The following is an 18,794-nucleotide window of genomic DNA, read 5'->3' as shown; positions in this document are numbered from 1 at the left end:
GGGCAGGGGGCCGGACCTCGTCGTCGGTCTCAGGGGTCGGGGGTCAGTCTCGCGGGTGCGCCCCGACGGCGGGGGCACGCCCCCGCGCGGTCAGCGACCGCGGCGGCGTGCGGCGAGGGCCGCGGCGGCCTCCGGCTCGCGCCGGGCGAAGGAGATGAGCAGGCCGAGCGCGACGATGGACGGCACGAGCGCCGATCCGCCGTAGGACACGAGGGGCAGCGGGATGCCGATGACGGGCAGCAGCGTCAGCACCATCCCGACGTTGATCATCGCCTGCCCGAGCAGCCAGACCACGATGCCGAAGCTCGCGTAGCGCACGAACGGGTCAGCGGTGGTCGACGCCATCCGGATCGCCGCGACGGCGATCGTGAGGAACAGCGCGAGCACGAGCATGGTGCCGAACAGGCCGAGCTCCTCGCCGAGCACGGCGAAGATGAAGTCGGTGTGCGCCTCGGGCAGGTCGCCCCACTTCTGCTGGCTGGCCCCGATCCCCTGGCCGAAGACACCGCCCGAGGAGAGCGCGAACAGGCCGTGGGCGGGCTGCCAGCCCGCGTCGTGGAAGTCCTTGAAGGGGTCGAGGAAGTTGGTGATGCGCTTGACGCGCTCCGCGCTCGTCCAGGCGAGGACCAGGGCCAGCACCCCGATGCCCGCGAGCGTGATCGCGAAGTAGCGTGCCGGGAACCCGACCACCCACAGCATCGCCAGCATGATGGCCATGACGACGAGCGCCGTGCCGAGGTCGCGCTGCAGCAGGACCAGCAGCACGATGACGAGCATCACCGGCACGACCGGCACGACCATGTGGCGCAGCTGGTCGAGACGCCGCTCCTTGTTGGCGTAGACGTCCGCCGCCCACAGCACGAGCGTCAGCTTCGCGACCTCCGACGGTTGCACCTGCACGGGGCCGAGCGCCACCCAGTTCGTGTTGCCGTTGACCGTGACACCGAGCGGCGTCTGGGTGGCCAGCAGCAGGGCGACCACCACGAACAGGCCGGGGAACCACATGAGGCGCCGCACGAGCCGCGGCGGCATGCGCACGACGACGGCCGCGACGACCACCCCGATCACCGCCCACATGAGCTGGCGCTTGACCACGAGGTAGGAGTCGCCCGTCGCCTTGAAGGCGTAGACGCTCGAGGCGCTCAGCACCATGACGAGGCCGATGGTGAGGAGCAGCGCGGAGGCGCCGAGGAGCAGGTAGTACGACGTCAGCGGACGCCCGAGGGCGCTGCGCGCCGCGTGGACCCAGCCCAGGCCGCGGCTCAAGTCCAGCCGGCCGTGCCCACCGGCCGGGGCCGCGGCACCACCGGCGGTCGCGGGTCCGGTCGCGGGTCCGGTCGCGGGTCCGGTCGAGACGGGAGGCTCCTGCGTGGTGGTCACCGGTGTCCTTCCCGTCCCTCCAGGTCGAGCCGCTCCGCGAGCGACTAGTCGAGCCCCTGCTGTCCGTCCGGCGGCTGCTGCCCGCCCCGCCGCCGCACGGCGGCGGCGAAGGCGTCGCCGCGGGCTCCGTAGTTCGCGAACATGTCCATGGACGCGCACCCCGGGGCCAGCAGCACCGTGTCCCCCCGCTCGGCGAGCCGGGCGGCGGCGTCGACGACCACCGCCATGGGGTCACCGACGGAGGCAGTCTCCTGCTCGTCGAGCACGATGAGCGGGAGGTCGGGCGCGTGTCGCGTCAACGCGTCCACGATCACCGCACGGTCCTGGCCGTAGACGACGGCGCCGCGCAGCCGCGGTCGGGCCGACTGGACGAGCTCGTCGAACCGGGCGCCCTTGGCGAGGCCGCCCGCGATCCACACGACCGGGTCGTAGGCCTGCAGGGAGGACTGCGCCGCGTGCGGGTTGGTCGCCTTGGAGTCGTCGACCCAGCGCACCCCGTCGAGCACCGCCACCTCGGCGATGCGGTGGCCGTCGGGACGGAAGGCCCGCAGGCCGTCGCGCACCGCCTGCTGCGAGACCCCGTGGGCGCGGGCCAGCGCGGCCGCGGCGAGGGCGTTCGCGACGAAGTGCGGGGCCGGCGAGGCGAGGTCCGCGACGGTGCACAGCTCGGCCGCGCTCGTGGTGCGCTGCTCGACGAACGCGCGGTCGGCCAGGATGTCCTCCACGAGGCCGACCATCCCCACGCCCGGCATGCCGAGCGTGAAGCCGATCGCCCGCGCGCCCTCCACCACGTCGGCGTCGCGCACCATCTGCTCGGTGGCGGGGTCCGCGACGTTGTAGACGCAGGCCCGCTGCACGTTCCCGTAGATCCGCGCCTTGTCCGCGGCGTACCCGCGCATGTCGGCGTACCAGTCGAGGTGGTCCTCGGCGAGGTTGAGCACCGCGGCGGACTCCGCGCTCATCGAGCGCGTGTAGTGCAGCTGGAAGCTGGAGAGCTCGACGGCCAGCACGTCGTAACCGGCCGGGTCCATCACCGCCTCGACGACCGGGCGGCCGACGTTGCCGACGGCGGCGCTCCGGAGCCCGGCCGCGGTGAGGATCGCGTCGAGCATCTGCACGGTCGTGGTCTTGCCGTTGGTGCCGGTGACCGCGATCCACGGCGCCGGACGCTCCGGGTCGCGCAGCCGCCACGCGAGCTCCACCTCGCCCCACACCGGTACGCCGCGGGCGGCCGCCTGCGCCAGCAGGGGCGCATCCGGTCGCCAGCCCGGCGAGGTCACGACGACGTCGACGTCGTCGGGGAGGTCCGCCGTGGCGCCCTGGCCGAGGCGCACGGTGGCCCCGAGCACCTCGAGCAGCTCCGCCTTCTCGGGCCGGTCGCCCGCCGTCGACTCGTCGAGCGCGGTCACCTCGGCGCCGAGGTGGTTGAGGTTGTCCGCGGCGGCGAAGCCGGAGACGCCGAAGCCGGCGACGACGGCGCGCACGCCCTCCCAGGAGTCGGTGCGGCCGAGGTCGGCGGGGTCGCGGCGGACGCCGCTCACAGGTTCGCCACCCACTCGGCGTAGAAGATGCCCATGCCGGCCGCGACGAACGTGCCCGTGATGATCCAGAACCGGATGACGACGGTGACCTGCTCCCAGCCGAGCATCTCGAAGTGGTGGTGCAACGGCGCCATGCGGAACAGGCGCCGCCCCTTCGTCGCCTTGAAGAAGCCGACCTGCAGCATCACCGACAGCGTCTCGAGCAGGAACAGGCCGCCGAGGATGACGAGCAGCAGCTCGGTGCGCGTCAGGATCGCCAGGCCGGCGAGGGCGCCGCCGAGCGCCAGCGAGCCGGTGTCGCCCATGAAGATCCGGGCGGGCGAGGCGTTCCACCAGAGGAAGCCGAAGCAGGCGCCGGTGATGGCCGCCGCGACGATGCCGAGGTCGAGGGGGTCGCGCACCTCGTAGCAGTACTCGTTCACCTGGCCCGGCCCGCACAGCTGGTTGAACTGCCAGATGCAGACGAGCGTGTAGGCGCCGAAGACCATGGTGGAGGCGCCGGCGGCGAGGCCGTCGAGCCCGTCCGTGAGGTTCATGCCGTTGCTGGTGCCGGCGATGATGAACCAGATGAGCAGCACCGCGACGACGGCGGGCAGACCGAGCCAGGCGATGTCCCGCAGGAACGAGACGTGGTTGGACGCCGGGGTGCGGCCGTTCGCCGCCGACTCCAGCCACGGGGAGAGCGCCAGCGCGCCGAAGGTCAGGGCGATGACGGTCTGGCCGATCATCTTCGCCTTGCTCCGCAGACCGAGGCTGCGCTGCTTGTAGATCTTGATGAAGTCGTCGAGGAAGCCGACCATGCCGAGGCCGACGAAGAGGAAGAGCAGCAGCCACGCCGACGCCGACGGGGGCGTCCACGTCACCAGCTTGGCGAACAGGTAGCCGAGCACCGCGGCCGCGATGATGACGATGCCGCCCATGGTCGGCGTGCCGCGCTTGGTGTGGTGGGAGGTCGGCCCGTCGTCGCGGATCTCCTGCCCGTAGCCCTTCGCGGACAGCACCCGGATCGCCACCCGGGTGCCCAGCAGGGACAGCACCAGCGCGAGTCCACCCCCGAGCAGGATCGCCCTCACGTCGTCGGTCCTTCCTGTTGGTCCTTCTCGCCCGTGCCCTCGGCACGGTCGCCCGCCGTCGCCAGCAGCCCCTCGGCCACCACCTCGAGCCCGCCGCCCCGCGATGCCTTGAGCAGCACCACGTCGCGAGCCGAGACATTGTGTCGCAACCAGGCGAGCGCCTCGTGCCGGGTCGACGTGAGGTGCGCCTCGGCCCCCGCCTCGCGCGCCGCGTCGGCGATCCAGCCGCCGACGCCGTCCGCGGCCCCCACGGCGACCACGAGGTCGACGCCGAGCTCTCCGGCCACGCGCCCGAGCGCGACGTGCTCGTCCCGGGAGGTCTCCCCCAGCTCGAGCATCTCGCCCAGGACGGCGATGCTGCGTCCCACCGAGCGCCGGTCGGCGATCGCGACCAGCGTGCGGAGCGCGGCCGCCATCGACCCGGGGTTGGCGTTGTAGGCGTCGTTGACCACGAGCAGGCCGTCGTGCCGCTCCGTGACCTCCATCCGCCACCGCGAGCGCGGGGACGCCCCGGCCAGCCCCGCCACGACGACGTCGAGGTCCACCCCCGCACCCAGCGCCATGGCCGCCGCGGCGGCGGCGTTCGCCACCTGGTGGGCCCCCGAGGCCGCGAGGTGCAGCGGCAGCCACGTGCCGCCGTGGCCCAGCTCCACCTCGGGTCGGCCGAGCTCGTCGAGCGTCAGCCCCCGCCACGCCACGCCGTCCGGGCCGGCCCCCTCGCCGAAGTGCAGCACCCGGGCCGGGGTGCGCTCCACCATCGCGGCGACCCGGGCGTCGTCGGCGTTGAGCACCGCGACCCCGCTGCCGGACAGCGCCTCGACGATCTCGCCCTTGCCCCGGGCGATCGCGTCGACGGAGCCGAACTCCCCGAGGTGGGCCGTGCCGACGTTGAGCACGGCGGCCACGTCGGGCGGCGCGATGCTGCAGAGGTAGGCGATGTGGCCGATGCCGCGGGCGCCCATCTCGACCACGAGGTAGCGCGTGCCGGCGTCGGCCCGCAGCACGGTCAGGGGCACACCGAGCTCGTTGTTGAAGTTGCCGGCCGTCGCGACCGTCGGTCCCGCGGCGCCGAGCACCTGGCTCAGGTAGTCCTTGACCCCCGTCTTCCCCTGGCTCCCCGTCATCGCCAGCACCGTCAGGTCACCCTCGGCACGCAGCCGGTCGAGCACCGTCCGGGCGAGACGGCCGAGCGCGACGGCCGGGTCGGCCACGACGACCGCCGGCACGCCTACCTCGCGCGCGGCCAGCACGGCCGCTGCGCCCTCGGCCACGGCGGCGGCGGCGTAGTCGTGGCCGTCGACCCGCTCGCCGGCGACGGCGACGAAGAGACCGCCGTCGGGGACGTCGCGCGAGTCGAGGGAGGCCGGCCCGGTGACGCGCACGTCGGCGGCCTCGGGCGGGTCGACGCGGCCACCGGTCGCGGACGCGATCTCGGCCAGGGTGAGGGGCAGCATCAGGGACGGTCCTCCTGCACGGGGTCGGCCGCGTCGTCCGCCGCGGGAGGGAGCCGGTCGAGCTCCTCGGCGGCGACCACCCGGTCGTCGAACGGGTGCACGACGCCGTGCACCTCCTGGCCGGTCTCGTGGCCCTTGCCGGCCAGCACGACGATGTCGCCCGGACCAGCGAGCTCCACCGCCGCCCGGACGGCGAGCCGCCGGTCCCCGATCTCCCGCACGTCGGCCCGCACCTCCGTGGGCACCTCGGCCGCGCCCGCCAGCACCGCGGCGCGGATGGCCGCCGGGTCCTCGGTGCGCGGGTTGTCGTCGGTGACGACGAGCACGTCGGCCAGCTCCGCCCCGATCCGTCCCATGAGCGGACGCTTGCCCGGGTCGCGGTCACCCCCCGCACCGAGGACGAGGACGAGGCGTCCGCTGCTGAGCGGCCGCAGGGTGCCGAGGGCGGCCGCGACCGCGTCGGGCTTGTGGGCGTAGTCGACGACGACGGTGAACGGCTGGGTCGTCGGCACCCGCTCGAGCCGGCCGGGCACGCCCGCCGAAGCGGCCAGCCCGGCCGCCACCTCGGCCGGGTCCTCCCCCGCCTCGACGCAGGCGGCGACCGCCGCCAGCGCGTTGGCCACGTTGAAGTCGCCCGGCAGCGGCACGGCCGTCTCGACGCGCAGGCCGCCCGGCCCCAGCAGCGTGAACCGGGATCCCTCGGGCTCCGCCACGACGTCGACGGCGCGCCAGTCCGCGGCCGGGTCGCGCAGGGCGAACGTCACGACCGGCACGCCCGCCTCCGTGGCGAGCCCCACGAGGCGGCGGCCGAAGGGGTCGTCGACGTTGACCAGGGCCCTGCGCGTGCGCTCGGGCGTGAACAGCGAGGCCTTGGCCGCGAAGTACTCCTCCACGTCGGCGTGGAAGTCGAGGTGGTCGCGCCCGAGGTTGGTGAACACGGCGACGTCGAACACGACGCCGTCGACACGGCCGAGCACCAGCGCGTGGCTCGAGACCTCCATGGCGCACACCCGCACGCCGTCCTCGAGCATGCGGGCGAAGAGGCCGTGCAGATCGGGGGCCTCGGGCGTCGTCAGCACCGTCGGCACGTCCCGGCCGAGCACGCGCGTGCCGACCGTCCCGATGACCGCGGCGGGCACGCCCGCGCCGGTGAGCGCCTGCTCCGCGAGCCGCGTCGTCGTCGTCTTGCCCTGGGTGCCGGTCACCGCGATCGTCGCCATCCGCGCCGCCGGCGCGTCGTGCACCGCCGCCGCCAGGGCGCCGAGCACCGCCCGGGGCCGGTCGACGACGAGCACGGGCACGACCGGGCCCGCGTCGGAGGCAGAGGCGGCGGCAGCGGCTGCAGCGGCCACCCGCGCCGCCCCGTCCGCGTCGGTCAGCACGGCGACGGCGCCGGCCGCCACGGCGGCGGGCACGAAGTCGGCGCCGTGGGCGCGGGCGCCCGGCAGCGCGACGTACAGGTCGCCGGGGAGGACCCGGGCCGAGCTCAGGGTGACCCCCGTGACGGCGAGGCCCGTCACGGACGGGTCGTCACCGACCGCGAGGGCGGCGCCGAGGTCGGCGGCGAGCACGGCCAGCGGCACCGGGGCGGGGTCGCGGGGTCGCGCCGCACGCAGCGCGGCCCGGTCGTCCGACGCCGACGGGGAGGGTGTCGAGCTCATCGGAGCAGCCTAGGACGTGCGCTGCACGGACACGGCGTCACCACTCCACGGGGAGGTCGGAGGGCGGCGTGCCGGTCGGTGCCACCGCGTAGGTGCGGAGCACGTGGGACATGATCTGGCTGAACGCGGGGCCCGCCACCGAGCCGCCACCGCCGCTGGCGGGGTCGTGCACGACGACGTACACGGTGAAGCGCGGGTCGTCCGCCGGCGCGAACCCGGCGAAGGACACGGACGTGCCGTCGTAGCCGCCGTCGACCGCGCGCTGCGCGGTGCCCGTCTTGCCCGCCACGCGGTAGCCCTCGACCTGGGCGCCCGGCGCGACGCCGGCGTCCGGGTCGACGACCCGCTCCATCATCTCGGCGGTCTCGGCGGCCGCCTCCTCGCTCACCACGCGTCGCGTCGTCGTCGTGTCGGTGCCGACCTCGAGGCCGTCCGCGGTGGTCGCCTCGCCCTCGACGAGGCTGGGCGAGACGTAGACGCCGCCGTTGGCGATCGCGTTGACGGCGCTGATCATCTGCAGCGCGTTGACCGACAGCGACTGCCCGAAGGCGATGCGGTCGTGCTCCATCTGCGTCCAGTCGGCCGCCGGCGGGAGGATGCCGGAGGCCTCGCCCCGCACACCCACGTTGGTCGGCTGACCCAGCCCGAAGGCGGTCAGGTAGTCGTGCAGCTCGTCGGAGGAGAACGCGTCGTTGGCCAGCACGGTGCCGATGTTGGACGACTTGGCGAGCACGCCCGCCAGCGTCAGGCGCAGCGTGTCGTGCTCCCAGTAGTCGCCGATCCGACGTCCCTGGCGCTCGAGGTGGGACGGCACCGTGATGCGGGTCTCCGGCGTCACCTTCCCCGCGTCGATGAGCGCCGCCATCGTCAGCGCCTTCTCGACCGAGCCCGGCTCGTACACGTCGCTCAGGGCGCGCGACCCGAGGTCCGACTCGTCGGCCTCCAGGGGCTCCCGGGCGTCGTACGTCGGGTAGTCGGCCAGGGCGAGGATCTCCCCCGTCCGGGTGTCCTGCACGATCGCGACGCCCGACTCGCCGCCGGAGCCGTCGACGGTCTCGCGCAGCACCTGCTGCACGTACCACTGCACGTCGCGGTCGATCGTCAGCCTCAGGTCGGACCCGTCGGTGGGCTCCACCGTCGAGCTCTCCCCGCGGGGCAGGCGGTTGCCCCCGCTGACCTGGTACGTCGCGGACCCGTCCTCGCCGGCCAGCAGCGGGTCGAAGGTGCGCTCGAGGCCGTAGAGCGCCTCGTCGGTGCCCATGAAGCCGACGAGGTTCGCGGCGACCTCGCCCGCCGGGTAGTCGCGGACCGGGTCCTGCTCGGTGTAGACGCCCCCGAGCCCCGCCTCCTTGACCGCCGCGACCGCGTCGAGGGCGGTGGTGGCCGGCACGCGGCGCGCGATGTACTCGTAGCGGCTGCCGTCGGTGCGGAGCCGGTCCAGGGTGGAGAAGTAGTCGACGCCGAGACCGTCCGCCAGGATGCGGGCGATCTGCGGGGCCTCGTCCGAGGTCAGCGACGGATCGGCGATCACCATGAGGCCCGTGACCGACACGGCGATCGGGTCGCCGTCCCGGTCGACGATGTCGCCGCGGGCCGCGGGGAGCGTGACCGTGCGGGTGCCGCGCTCGGCCGCCATCGCGGCGTACTGGCCCGGGTCGATCCCCTGCAGCTGCACCAGCCGCGCCGCGAACAGCGAGACGACCATCGCGATGAGCACGAGGCCGATCCGCAGGCGCAGCTGCACCGAGCCCCGCGCACCGGTGCGTCGCAGGGAGGGGCCGGTGGATGCGGGTCGGGGGGGCACGGGACGCTCCGTCTCGGTCGATCGGGGAAGGGACGGGTCCGGCCGGAGCCGGTGGTGCATGTCTACTTGGCGGGCTCGGCGCGGCGCGGGAGGTCGCGAGCGTGTCGGCCCGCGGGGCTCACTGCTGGGCGGGCGCGTCGTCCGTCGGCAGGTCCTGCTGCCCGCCGGCCGGCGCCTGCTCCCCCGCGGTGCCCTGCTCCCCCTGCGGGGTGGCCGTCGCGGGCGGGGTGACGTCGCGGTAGATCGGCGCCGGGTCGAGCACGGCCGGCTTCACGGGCTCCGGGGGTGCCACGTCGAGCGCGTCGTCGGGGCTGGCGGGCACGCCCGGCACCGTGATGCGGCCCTCGCGGAGGTCGATGACCGCCGGCGAGGACGCGGGGACCATGCCCATCGCTGTCGCCTGCTCGGCCAGGCGCTGCGGGTCGCGCAGCTGCTCGGCCTGGCGGGCGAGCGTCTGCTCCTTGGCGTCGAGGAGGTCGACCCGGGACTGCAGCTCCGCGCCCGTGAACGCGGCCTGCTGCATCGAGGTGTTGAAGAGGAGCAGGCCGACCGTGCCGGCGAGCAGCACGGCGCCGACGAGTATGACGAACGGGACGCGCGGAGCGCGGGCCCGCACGCGCGGGACCACCTGGAGGCGGGCACGCTCGACCGCCTCCTCCGCGATGCGAGGGACGCCACGCCACCGGGGTGCGGGTGCACTGCTCATCGTCGAGCTCCTCCGTCCTGCTTGCGGGTGCGGTCAGTGCTGCTGGGGGTGCTGGCGGTGCTGGGGTTGCTGCCGGCGGGACGGACCCGCTCGACGGCCCGGAGCCGCACCGAGGCGGCCCGGGGGTTGTGGGTCGTCTCGTCCGCGTCCGCCTTCTCGGCGCCGCGGGTGACGAGCCGGAGCTCGGGCTCCGAGCCCTCGGGCACGAAGGGGAGGTCGGCCGGCACCTCGCTCCGGCTCCCCGCGGTGAAGGCCCGCTTCACGAGGCGGTCCTCCAGCGAGTGGTAGGACTCCACGACGACGCGGCCTCCCACGCCGATGGCCTCCAGCGAGGCCGGCAACGCCCGCCGCAGCACCGCGAGCTCGTCGTTGACCTCCATCCGGAGCGCCTGGAACGTGCGCTTGGCCGGGTGGCCACCGGTGCGTCGCGCGGGGGCGGGGATGACGTCGTACAGCAGCTCGACGAGCGGCCCCGACGTGGTGAACGGCGTGCGGGCGCGGCGCTCGACGATCGCGTCGGCGATCCGGCGGGCGAACTTCTCCTCGCCGAAGTCGCGCAGCACGCGGGTCAGGTCGGCCGCCTCGTAGGTGTTGAGGAGGTCGGCGGCGGTGGGGCCGCGGGTGGGGTCCATCCGCATGTCGAGCGGCGCGTCCTCGCGGTAGGCGAACCCGCGGTCGCGCTCGTCGAGCTGCAGGGAGGAGACGCCGAGGTCGAAGAGGACGGCGTCCGCGCCGCCGACCGAGGGACGGCCGAGCTCGGCGAGCACGTCGGAGATCTCGTCGTAGACGGCGTGGACGGCCGTGAAGCGGTCGCCGAAGGGCGCGAGCCGTCGACCCGCCCGCGCCAGGGCCTCGGGATCGCGGTCGATGCCGACGACGTGGGCGGTGGGGATGCGCTTCAGCACGGCCTCGCTGTGGCCGCCCATGCCGAGGGTGCAGTCGACGAGGACGGCACCCTCGTCCGCGAGCGACGGCTCGAGGAGCGCGACGACCCGGTCGAGCAGGACCGGGACGTGGGCGTGGGACTGCTCGTCGGCGCTCACGGCTGCAGACCCGCCGTCAGGAGCGCGAGCACGGCGACGAGGGCGGCGGAGAGGACGACCGAGAACGCCATGCGGCCCAGCGCGTCGCGGGCGAGGTCACGGACCCGCGGCAGGGGCGTGTCGCCACCTGCCGCTCCGTCGACCCTGACCTCGGCCATGGAAGTGATCCCTCGCTGCTCGACCCCGCACCTGCGCACCGGCCGGCCCGTCGGCCGGCTCTCCCCCGCGGCGCCCGCCGGGGAACGAGAACGACGTACGACCAGGTCCCTGCCCGCCTCCTGGGGAAGTGCGCGTCTGGAACCGGGGAAGGGACCCCAGACGCGCGTAGGAGGCGGGCCCGAGACCTCGCCGTACGTCGCTGTTGAGTTGCTGCTGTCCTGCTCTCGTGCCGGGCGCCGCTCAGACGCCCGGGAACACCTCGTCGCTGAGCGCCGAGTACCGAGGTTCCTGCTCCTCGGTGTACGCCGCCCACCGCTCGGGGTTCCAGATCTCCAACCGGTTCATCGCACCCACCACCACCACCTCGCGCTCGAGCGAGGCGTAACGCCGCAGGATCGGCGGGATCGTGATCCGGCCCTGCTTGTCGGGGACCTCGTCGGACGCGGCGGCGAAGAGCATGCGGACGAAGTCGCGCGCTCCCTTGTCGGTGAGCGACGCGTCCTGGATCCGCTCCGTGAGCCGTTGGAAACCCGCGGCGGACCAGATCGACAGGGCGTTCTCCTGCCCCCTGGTCACCACGAGGCCGTCCTTCATCGCCTCCCGGAACTTCGCCGGCAGGAAGATCCGCCCCTTGTCGTCGAGCTTGGGCGTGAAGGTGCCGAAGAACATCGGTCACCTCCACCTCGACGGGCGCGGACACCTCCTGCCCCCTGCGCTCCACATTACTCCACATTCCTCCCCCGTCAACCACCACGCTCCACCAAAGGTGCCATCCGCTCCTCCGTGCGCCCCCACCGGGGGCTTCTCGGTCCGGTCGCGCCGGCGGCCTCCGGGGAGCGGTGGGGAGCGCAGAACCGCACAACCGCGCGGCACGTCGCGTCACGGCCGGGTCGTCACACCCCTCCACCGGGACCGTGGTGGAGCGAGGTGGAGCGCGGGTGGAGGACGGGGAGCGTCGGTGGGGTGCCGGGGAGGGCGGTGGCGGGTTGCGCGGCCCGCGGTGGGGGAACGGTGTCCGCCGCTCCGCCGATGTGCCTACGGTGGTACCGGGTCGCGCCGCCGCGGCCGCCCGCACGAGAACGAGGTCCCCACGCCGATGACGAGCAGCACCGAGCCGACGCCCACCTCGCCGCACCCGGCGTCGCCCGCCCCCGCCGACCTGCAGACGTTGACCCGCACGACCACGCGCCTGCGCCGCAACATCGAGAAGGTGATCGAGGGCAAGAGCGACGTGGTGCGCTCCGCCGTCGTCGTGATGCTGGCCGAGGGACACCTGCTGCTCGAGGACGTGCCCGGCGTGGGCAAGACGATGCTCAGCAAGGCGCTGGCCCGGAGCATCGACTGCACCGTGCGCCGCATCCAGTTCACGCCGGACCTGCTGCCCTCCGACGTCACGGGCGTCTCGGTGTTCAACCAGCAGACGCGGGAGTTCGAGTTCCGCCCGGGCGGCGTCTTCGCCAACGTCGTCATCGGCGACGAGATCAACCGCGCCTCCCCCAAGACGCAGTCCGCGCTGCTCGAGTGCATGGAGGAGCGGCAGGTGACGGTCGACGGCACGTCCTACGAGCTCGACAGCCCGTTCCTCGTCGTCGCGACGCAGAACCCGGTGGAGATGGAGGGCACCTACGCGCTCCCCGAGGCCCAGCGCGACCGCTTCATGATGCGTGTCTCGATGGGCTACCCGGTCGAGGCGGCCGAGGTGCAGATGCTCGCCCACCACGCGGGCCGCGACCCGCTCGGCGACCTCGAACCGGTCACCGACGCGAGCGAGATCCGCAAGCTCGTCTCCATCGTCGCGCAGACGTACGTCGCGGAGCAGGTCCAGCGCTACGCCGTCGCCATCGTGCGAGCCACCCGCACCTCGCCCGAGCTCGTGCTGGGCGCCTCCCCCCGGGCCACCCTCCACCTCGTGCGCGCGGCGAAGGCGACGGCCGCGATGAACGGGCGGGAGTTCGTCGTGCCGGACGACGTGCTGGCCCTCGCGGTCCCCGTCCTGGCCCACCGGGTGGTCGTGCGGTCCGACACCCTCGGCGCCCCGCGCTCGGCGGCCGACGTCGTGGGTCGCCTCGCGGCCTCCGTCCCCGCGCCGGGCGGGCCGCTGCCCCGGTGAGCCCTCCGGTGAGCTCCCGACGACGCGACCGGGGCGCCCGGCCCGCCCGGGGCGACCGGCCCTCCCGGGGCGCCCGGCGCAGACTGGGGGGCCTGACGGTGCGGGGGCGCGCGTTCGTGGCCGCCGGCGGCACGGCCGTCGTGTGCGCCGTCGTCCTGGGCCAGGCCACGCTGGCCAGCGCCGGTGTGCTCGCTGTCGCCCTCCCCCTCGTCAGCCTCGTCGCGACCCGCGCGAGCCGCTTCGAGGTGCACCTGCGGCGCGGGCTGTCCCCGACCCACGTCGAGGTCGGCGGCACCAGCACGGTCCACCTGGGTCTCGCCGTCACCGGGCGGGTGCCGCGCGGCACCCTCCTCCTGGAGGACCAGCTGCCCTACGTGCTGGGCGCCCGTCCCCGGATGGTCGTGCGGGGCGTGCGCGGCGCCTGGACGGGCGACGTCTCCTACCCGGTGCGCGCCGAGGTGCGGGGTCGCTACGAGACCGGGCCCCTCGTCGTACGCGTCCGGGACCTCTTCGGCACCGTCGAGCTGGTCCGCGAGTTCCACCACACGGGCACCCTCACGGTGCGTCCGCAGACCCACCCGCTCCCCCGGGGGAGCCTCGGCGAGGGCTCCGGGACGAGCGGCGACGAGCAGCTGCGCGCCGCCGCGGTCGGCAGCGCGGAGGACGCGTCGGTGCGCGACTACCGGATCGGCGACGACCTGCGCCGCGTGCACTGGCGCACCACGGCACGCACCGGCGAGCTCATGGTGCGCCGCGAGGAGCAGCGGCGCGAGACCCATGCCGTGGTGCTGGTCGACAACCGCACGACGTCGCACGAGGGCGTCGGGCACGGCTCGTCGTTCGAGGCCGCGGTCGTGCTCGCCGCCTCGCTGTGCGACCACCTCGCCCGCCTCGGCAACGTCGTCCACCTCCACGACGCCGCTGGGCTGATCGTCACGGCCCCCGCCGGCGCCGCCGGCTCCCGGCGGGCGCTCGACGCGTTGGCCGTCATCGCGCTCGTCGACCGCACCGACCTCGCGCCGCTGGTCCCCCGCGGCGGGTCCGGGCGGCGCGACGTCCACCTCGCGCTGCTCGGGCGGCTCGTCCCCGCGGACGACGCGGTCCTCGCCGCAGCGCGGGGACGGGCCGTGGCCGCGCACGCCGCGGTGCTCGACGTCGCACGCTGGCACCCCGACCACCTGCGGTCGGGCCCGACCGCCGCGCCCCCGCGGGAGGTCGCCCACCTGGCCGCGCGCGGCTGGCACGCCGTACCGGTCGGACCGGAGGACACGGTCACCGGGGTGTGGTCGGCGCTGTCCGCCGCACGTCGACCTGTCGGGACGCTCCGATGAGCCCCGGGCCGGCACGCTTCGTGCGCCAGCTCCTCCTGGGGTTGCTGGCGGCGGCCGCCACGATCGTCACGCTGCAGTCGTGGCGCGGCTTCACCGTGCGTCCGGACGACCTCGTCGGTCCCGCGCTGGTCGCCGCGGCGGGGCTCCTCGTCACCGGCACCGCCCTCCGCCTCCTGCCGCTCCCCGCCGTGGTGGTCGCCTCGCTCCAGCTCGCCGTCGCGGGGGTGCTCGTCGTCGTCCTCGTCGGCGGGTCCCTCCCGACCCCCGGGGGCGTCGCGGAGACGCTCGACCGGATCAGGCTCGCGCTCGAGGTCGCCCAGGTGCAACCACCCCCCGTACCCCTGGACGGGGGTGGCATCCGCGCCCTCCTCGTCGTCGGCGCCGTGCTCTTCCTCTGGATCGCCGACACCGTCGCCGCCACCCTCCGCGTCGGGCCCGCCCTCGGGCTCCCGCTGCTGGCGGCCTTCAGCCTGCCGGTCACCATCCTCCGCACCGGCGCGCCGTGGTGGATCTTCGCCACCGCCTCCCTGCTGTACGTCGCCGTGCTCGCCCTCCACGAGGCCGACGACCTCGGGCGGTGGGGCCGCCGCGTGGTGGCCCGCCGCCAGGGGGCTCCGCACACGGCGGGCGGCGCGGCGTCCGGGCCGCCCGTGGCGGGCACGGCCGTCGCGGTGACCGCCGTCGGTCTCGCCCTCGTCGCCCCCCTCGCGGTGCCGGTGCTCGACCTCGGCCTCCTCGACCGCGCCGGCCTCCGCGGCGGCGCCGGGTCCGCCGTGGTCCTGCGCGAGCCCACGGCCGACCTCCAGGGCGACCTCACCCGGGGGGACGACGTCGACCTGCTCGAGATCACCACCGACGACCCCGGGGCCGCCGCCCCGACGTACCTCCGCATCGGCGGCCTCAACGACTTCGACGCGGACGAGCAGCAGTGGCGTCCCGGCGGCGGCGACGAGCGCGCCCTCGACGAAGCCCGGCTGCAGCTCCCCGAGGGCGCCCGGAGCGGCGATCCGCGGGTGACGTGGAACATCCGGGCGACCGACGCCTTCAGCTCGTCCTGGCTGCCCACGCCGAGCAACCTGACCGACATCTACGCCGACTCCGGGTGGCGGTACCGGCCCGCGGGCGACGACTTCACCCGCGACGACGGGCGCACCACCGCCGGTCAGAGCTGGGAGACGACCGAGGTGCTGCCCTCGTTCACCCGCGAGGACCTCGACGCCGCCGGCCGGGACTACCCGGACCGGCTCGCGCCCTTCCTCGCGGTGCCGGGCGTCGACCCCCGCATCGCGGAGCTCGCCGAGACGATCGTCGCCGACGCCACCACGCCCGCCGACCAGGCCGCCGAGCTGCAGGCGTTCTTCCGCGACCGTGACGAGTTCCGCTACGACCTGCAGGTGTCGTCGAGCTCCGACGACTCGCTCACGGAGTTCCTGTTCGACAGCCGCGCCGGCTACTGCCAGCACTTCGCCTCCGCGATGGCGGTGATGGCCCGGGAGCTGGGCATCCCGGCTCGCGTCGCGGTCGGCTTCCTCACGCCCGAGGTCGTCGCCCCCGGGCGCTGGGAGCTGAGCGCCCACGACCTGCACGCCTGGCCCGAGCTGTACTTCCCGGGCATCGGCTGGGTGCGCTACGAACCCACCCCCGGCCAGCGCGCCAGCGCCACGCCGGACTACTCCGCGCCCGACCCCAGCGGACCCGGCGCCACCTCCGGCACGGACGAGCCCACGCCCACCTCCCGCCCGACGACGACCGCGCCCACCACGGGTCCGACCAGCGCACCCCCGAGCAGCGCTGCTCCCGACGACGGTCAGGAGGGCGCCGACGACGGACGGGGCGGCACCGGCGGGATGCGGCCCGCGGTGCTCCTCGTCGTGACGGGCGCCGGTGTCGGCGTCGTCGCGCTGCTTGCCCTCCTCGTGGCCCCACGCCGGATCCGCGAGAGGCAGCGCCGCCGACGCCGCGCACGCGGGGTCGAGGGCGCGTGGAACGAGCTGAGGGCGACGCTCCTCGACCACCGCGTCCCGTGGCCCCCGGACCGCTCCCCCGCCGACACCGCCCGGATGCTGGTGGAGGACTGGGAGGCCGAGGTCGCCGACCGTGGACAGAGCACCGGGCCGGACGCACGCCCGGTTCCTGACGGCGCGGCGCTCGCGCCCCTCGAGCGGCTCGTCACGCGCCTCGAGCTGGCCCGCTACGCACCTCCCGCGGTCGGCTCGGTCGACGCCCCGGCCTCGTCCGGGTCGGGGGCGAGCGCTCAGGACGACGCGGCGTGGAGCGACGCGCGTGCGTTCGCGGACGGCCGCCTCGCCGGCCGCGGCGGCGCTCGCCGCGCCCGCTGGCTGCCCACCTCCGTCCTCGCGGGTCGACGCGAGCGGCGCGGCGGGGAGCCCGGCCTCGGCGCCGAGGCGCCCGCGACGACCGCGCCCGAGGTGGTCGGCGGCTCCGACGAGGAGGAGCTGGCGCGGCGCTGACCGCGCCCCGTCGTCCCCCTCCCGCGCCCGCCCCGCGCCCGCCCCGGGTCGTGGTGTGAGGCCCCCACTTTCCGGCGGCGCGGCACCACGACCCCGGGTCGGGGCGGGGCGGAACGAGGCGGAACGCGGAACGCCCCCGGCCGGAGGGCCGGGGGCGTTCGGTCTGGTCGTGGGTGGTGGGCCCGGGTGGGCTCAGTAGCCGCCCTCGCGGCGTCGGCGCCACCGCTGCTCCATGCGCTCCATGAACGAGCCGGACCCGCGCGGGGCGCGCTGGCGGCGCGGACGACGGCCGCCGTCGATGACCGTGAGGCCCTGGCTGGCCTGCAGCGCCTGCTCCGGGGTGTCGGGCACCGCATGGCGGGCACGCAGCGCGGTGAGACCGAAGACGGCAGCGCCGAGCATGACGAGGAAGCCGACGATGCCGACGATCTCCTGGCGGGCGACCACGCCCGTCATCAGGAGCGCGATACCGATGACGAACCCGGTCGACGACAGGATGATCCGGCGGCGGACGCTGCCGGCCATGCGCGAGCCCCGCAGGGTCGACGCGAACTTCGGATCCTCGGCCAGGAGGGCGCGCTCCATCTGCTCGAGCATCCGCAGCTCTTCCTCGGAGAGCGGCACGTTTCCTCCCATGGCTGTCGACCACGACGCCGGACGTCCTTCTGCTGCACCTGCACCGGTCGAGACCCCTCGCCGATGACAGGTGACACCTACCCGAGATTCTAGGCAGGCGCTGGTGACGACGGTAGACGGACGTGGAAATTCCCCGACCGCCGCCCCCGCTCGCCCCCGCTCACCACGACCACCAGCCCGTCGCGTCGGGGCCGGGCGCCTCCGCGGCAGCCTGCGGAGGGGCCGCGGCCGCAGGCGTGTCGAGCAGGGTGGCGCGCGCGAGCGCGCCGCTCCCGAACCGCTGACGCACGCGGTCCACCGCCTCGTCGGTGTGGCGCCACCCCCGCTCCGGATCGCCGAGAGCCAGCTGCTCCGCGTGTCCCGAGGTGTCCCGCAGTCCCGCCAGCCGCACCCCTACCAGCCGTACGGCGCGCCCCGGGTCCCGGAGGTCGTCGAGGAGGTGCACGGCGAGGGCGTGGACGTCGCGCGTCGTCGCGGTCGGCTCGGCGAGGGTGCGGGCTCGGGACACCGTCGTGAAGTCGGGGTAGCGCACCCTGACGGCCACCGTCGAGGCCACCAGCCCCGCCCGTCGCGCCCGAGCCGTCACGCCGAGGGTGAGACCCAGGAGGACGCCGTGGAGCTCCTCCGCGTCGCCCACGTCGCGGGCCAGCGTGCGGTCCGATCCGATGGAGCGCTGCCGCTCCTGCGGCCGGAACGCCGCGTGCAACCGGCCACCCTCCGCTCCGCGGAGCAGGGCGTGGACCTGCGCGCCGCCCGCCCGGCCGAGCGCGGCCTGCAACAGCTCGAGCGGTAGGCGCCGGGCGTCGGCGACCGTCGTCACCCCCATGCGCTCGAGGCGGGCGCGCGTGGACGGGCCCACGCCCCACAGCTCCCCCACGTCGAGGGGGTCGAGGAAGGCGCGCACCTCGGTCGGCGGCACGACGACGAGACCGTCGGGCTTGGCCCGGCGCGAGGCCAGCTTGGCGACGCTGCGCGTCGCGGCCACACCGACCGAGCAGGTGATGCCGACCCGCTCGACGACCCGGGCGCGCACCGTCTCCCCGAGCGCCCGCGGTGTGCCCGTGCGACGGGCACCACCGACGTGGAGGAACGCCTCCTCCTGGGAGAGCGGCTCCACCTCCGGGGTGACGGAGGCGAAGGCCTCGAAGACGGCGCCGGACGCCTCGGCGAAGGCCGCGAAGTCGGGCGGCACCACCACGAGCTCGGGGCATCGCCGCCGGGCCTGCGCCGTCGGGGTGCCCGACGTGATCCCCCGCCGGCGGGCGGGATAGGTCGCGCAGAGGATCACGCCCCGGTCACCGCCCCCGGCGACGACCACGGGGACTCCCGCGAGCTCTGGTCGCCCGCGCAGCACCACCGACGCGTAGAACGCGTCCATGTCGACGTGGAGGACCGGGCAGTCCTCGCTGCCGTCGCTCACCGGGT

General features: G+C 75.1%; 15 protein-coding genes. 3 read left to right on the top strand and 12 right to left on the bottom strand.

Annotated features, from left to right (window positions below):
• Nucleotides 1-90 precede the first annotated feature (90 nt).
• From ftsW to mraZ, 10 genes are all read right to left on the bottom strand, one after another.
• Nucleotides 91-1,380 carry a putative lipid II flippase FtsW gene (gene ftsW / locus G3T38_RS01875; RefSeq protein WP_338037400.1) on the bottom strand — a complete coding sequence of 430 codons (1,290 nt, stop codon included), beginning with the start codon at nt 1,378-1,380 and terminating at the stop codon, nt 91-93.
• A 44-nt stretch (nt 1,381-1,424) separates the two neighbouring features.
• On the bottom strand, nt 1,425-2,936 hold the full coding sequence (murD, locus tag G3T38_RS01870) for a UDP-N-acetylmuramoyl-L-alanine--D-glutamate ligase (protein WP_420846753.1): 1,512 nt from the start codon (nt 2,934-2,936) through the stop codon (nt 1,425-1,427).
• Nucleotides 2,918-3,994 carry a phospho-N-acetylmuramoyl-pentapeptide-transferase gene (gene mraY / locus G3T38_RS01865; protein WP_163770355.1) on the bottom strand — a complete coding sequence of 359 codons (1,077 nt, stop codon included), beginning with the start codon at nt 3,992-3,994 and terminating at the stop codon, nt 2,918-2,920. Before mraY ends, murD begins: the two co-directional genes overlap by 19 nt.
• A complete protein-coding gene (locus G3T38_RS01860) occupies nt 3,991-5,448 on the bottom strand; it encodes a UDP-N-acetylmuramoyl-tripeptide--D-alanyl-D-alanine ligase (protein WP_163770354.1) in 1,458 nt (485 codons plus the stop codon). Before G3T38_RS01860 ends, mraY begins: the two co-directional genes overlap by 4 nt.
• Nucleotides 5,448-7,109: a UDP-N-acetylmuramoyl-L-alanyl-D-glutamate--2,6-diaminopimelate ligase gene (locus tag G3T38_RS01855; RefSeq protein WP_163770353.1), complete on the bottom strand. Its 1,662-nt coding sequence runs from the start codon at nt 7,107-7,109 to the stop codon at nt 5,448-5,450. Before G3T38_RS01855 ends, G3T38_RS01860 begins: the two co-directional genes overlap by 1 nt.
• Nucleotides 7,110-7,146: 37 nt before the next feature.
• Nucleotides 7,147-8,913, bottom strand: coding sequence for a peptidoglycan D,D-transpeptidase FtsI family protein (locus G3T38_RS01850; RefSeq protein ID WP_338037399.1), 1,767 nt, complete (start codon nt 8,911-8,913; stop codon nt 7,147-7,149).
• Nucleotides 8,914-9,031: 118 nt separating this feature from the next.
• Complete coding sequence (gene ftsL / locus G3T38_RS01845; protein ID WP_163770351.1) at nt 9,032-9,619, bottom strand: cell division protein FtsL; 588 nt, start codon at nt 9,617-9,619, stop codon at nt 9,032-9,034.
• Complete coding sequence (gene rsmH / locus G3T38_RS01840) at nt 9,616-10,662, bottom strand: 16S rRNA (cytosine(1402)-N(4))-methyltransferase RsmH (RefSeq protein ID WP_163770350.1); 1,047 nt, start codon at nt 10,660-10,662, stop codon at nt 9,616-9,618. The genes ftsL and rsmH overlap by 4 nt, the downstream gene beginning before the upstream one ends.
• A complete protein-coding gene (locus G3T38_RS01835) occupies nt 10,659-10,820 on the bottom strand; it encodes a hypothetical protein (RefSeq protein ID WP_163770349.1) in 162 nt (53 codons plus the stop codon). The genes rsmH and G3T38_RS01835 overlap by 4 nt, the downstream gene beginning before the upstream one ends.
• A 241-nt stretch (nt 10,821-11,061) precedes the next feature.
• Nucleotides 11,062-11,490: a division/cell wall cluster transcriptional repressor MraZ gene (mraZ, locus tag G3T38_RS01830; protein ID WP_163770348.1), complete on the bottom strand. Its 429-nt coding sequence runs from the start codon at nt 11,488-11,490 to the stop codon at nt 11,062-11,064.
• Nucleotides 11,491-11,917: 427 nt separating this feature from the next.
• Here mraZ and G3T38_RS01825 point away from each other — a divergent pair, with 427 nt between their 5' ends.
• Genes G3T38_RS01825 through G3T38_RS01815 form a run of 3 tightly spaced genes read left to right on the top strand, consistent with a single transcriptional unit; the run spans nt 11,918 to nt 16,733 of the window.
• The gene (locus G3T38_RS01825; RefSeq protein WP_163770347.1) at nt 11,918-12,931 is read left to right on the top strand and encodes an AAA family ATPase; all 1,014 of its coding nucleotides are present in this window, start codon (nt 11,918-11,920) and stop codon (nt 12,929-12,931) included.
• A gap of 8 nt (nt 12,932-12,939) precedes the next feature.
• Entirely contained in the window at nt 12,940-14,262 is a 1,323-nt protein-coding gene (locus G3T38_RS01820) for a DUF58 domain-containing protein (protein WP_163770346.1), read from the top strand.
• Complete coding sequence (locus G3T38_RS01815; protein WP_163770345.1) at nt 14,259-16,733, top strand: transglutaminase TgpA family protein; 2,475 nt, start codon at nt 14,259-14,261, stop codon at nt 16,731-16,733. The genes G3T38_RS01820 and G3T38_RS01815 overlap by 4 nt, the downstream gene beginning before the upstream one ends.
• Before the next feature lie 192 nt (nt 16,734-16,925).
• Here G3T38_RS01815 and G3T38_RS01810 read toward each other — a convergent pair whose 3' ends face one another.
• Entirely contained in the window at nt 16,926-17,357 is a 432-nt protein-coding gene (locus G3T38_RS01810) for a DUF3040 domain-containing protein (protein ID WP_163770344.1), read from the bottom strand.
• 172 nt (nt 17,358-17,529) lie between these two features.
• Nucleotides 17,530-18,789 (bottom strand): DNA polymerase IV, encoded by a 1,260-nt coding sequence (dinB, locus tag G3T38_RS01805; RefSeq protein ID WP_338037398.1) that lies wholly within the window; start codon nt 18,787-18,789, stop codon nt 17,530-17,532.
• Nucleotides 18,790-18,794: the final 5 nt, after the last annotated feature.

It is taken from the genome of Nocardioides zeae, assembly GCF_010686755.1.
GTDB classification, from domain to species: Bacteria; Actinomycetota; Actinomycetes; order Propionibacteriales; family Nocardioidaceae; genus Nocardioides; species Nocardioides zeae.
The sequence above is the reverse complement of the archived record's forward strand: the minus strand, read 5'-3'. Positions and strand labels throughout refer to the sequence as shown.

Excerpts from the sequence above, each read along its gene's own strand:
- mraZ (WP_163770348.1), bottom strand. The coding sequence starts at position 11,490 with ATGTTCTTCGGCACCTTCACGCCCAAGCTCGACGACAAGGGGCGGATC.
- G3T38_RS01855 (WP_163770353.1), bottom strand. The coding sequence starts at position 7,109 with ATGAGCTCGACACCCTCCCCGTCGGCGTCGGACGACCGGGCCGCGCTG.
- G3T38_RS01815 (WP_163770345.1), top strand. The coding sequence starts at position 14,259 with ATGAGCCCCGGGCCGGCACGCTTCGTGCGCCAGCTCCTCCTGGGGTTG.
- ftsL (WP_163770351.1), bottom strand. The coding sequence starts at position 9,619 with ATGAGCAGTGCACCCGCACCCCGGTGGCGTGGCGTCCCTCGCATCGCG.
- G3T38_RS01860 (WP_163770354.1), bottom strand. The coding sequence starts at position 5,448 with ATGCTGCCCCTCACCCTGGCCGAGATCGCGTCCGCGACCGGTGGCCGC.
- G3T38_RS01825 (WP_163770347.1), top strand. The coding sequence starts at position 11,918 with ATGACGAGCAGCACCGAGCCGACGCCCACCTCGCCGCACCCGGCGTCG.
- G3T38_RS01835 (WP_163770349.1), bottom strand. The coding sequence starts at position 10,820 with ATGGCCGAGGTCAGGGTCGACGGAGCGGCAGGTGGCGACACGCCCCTG.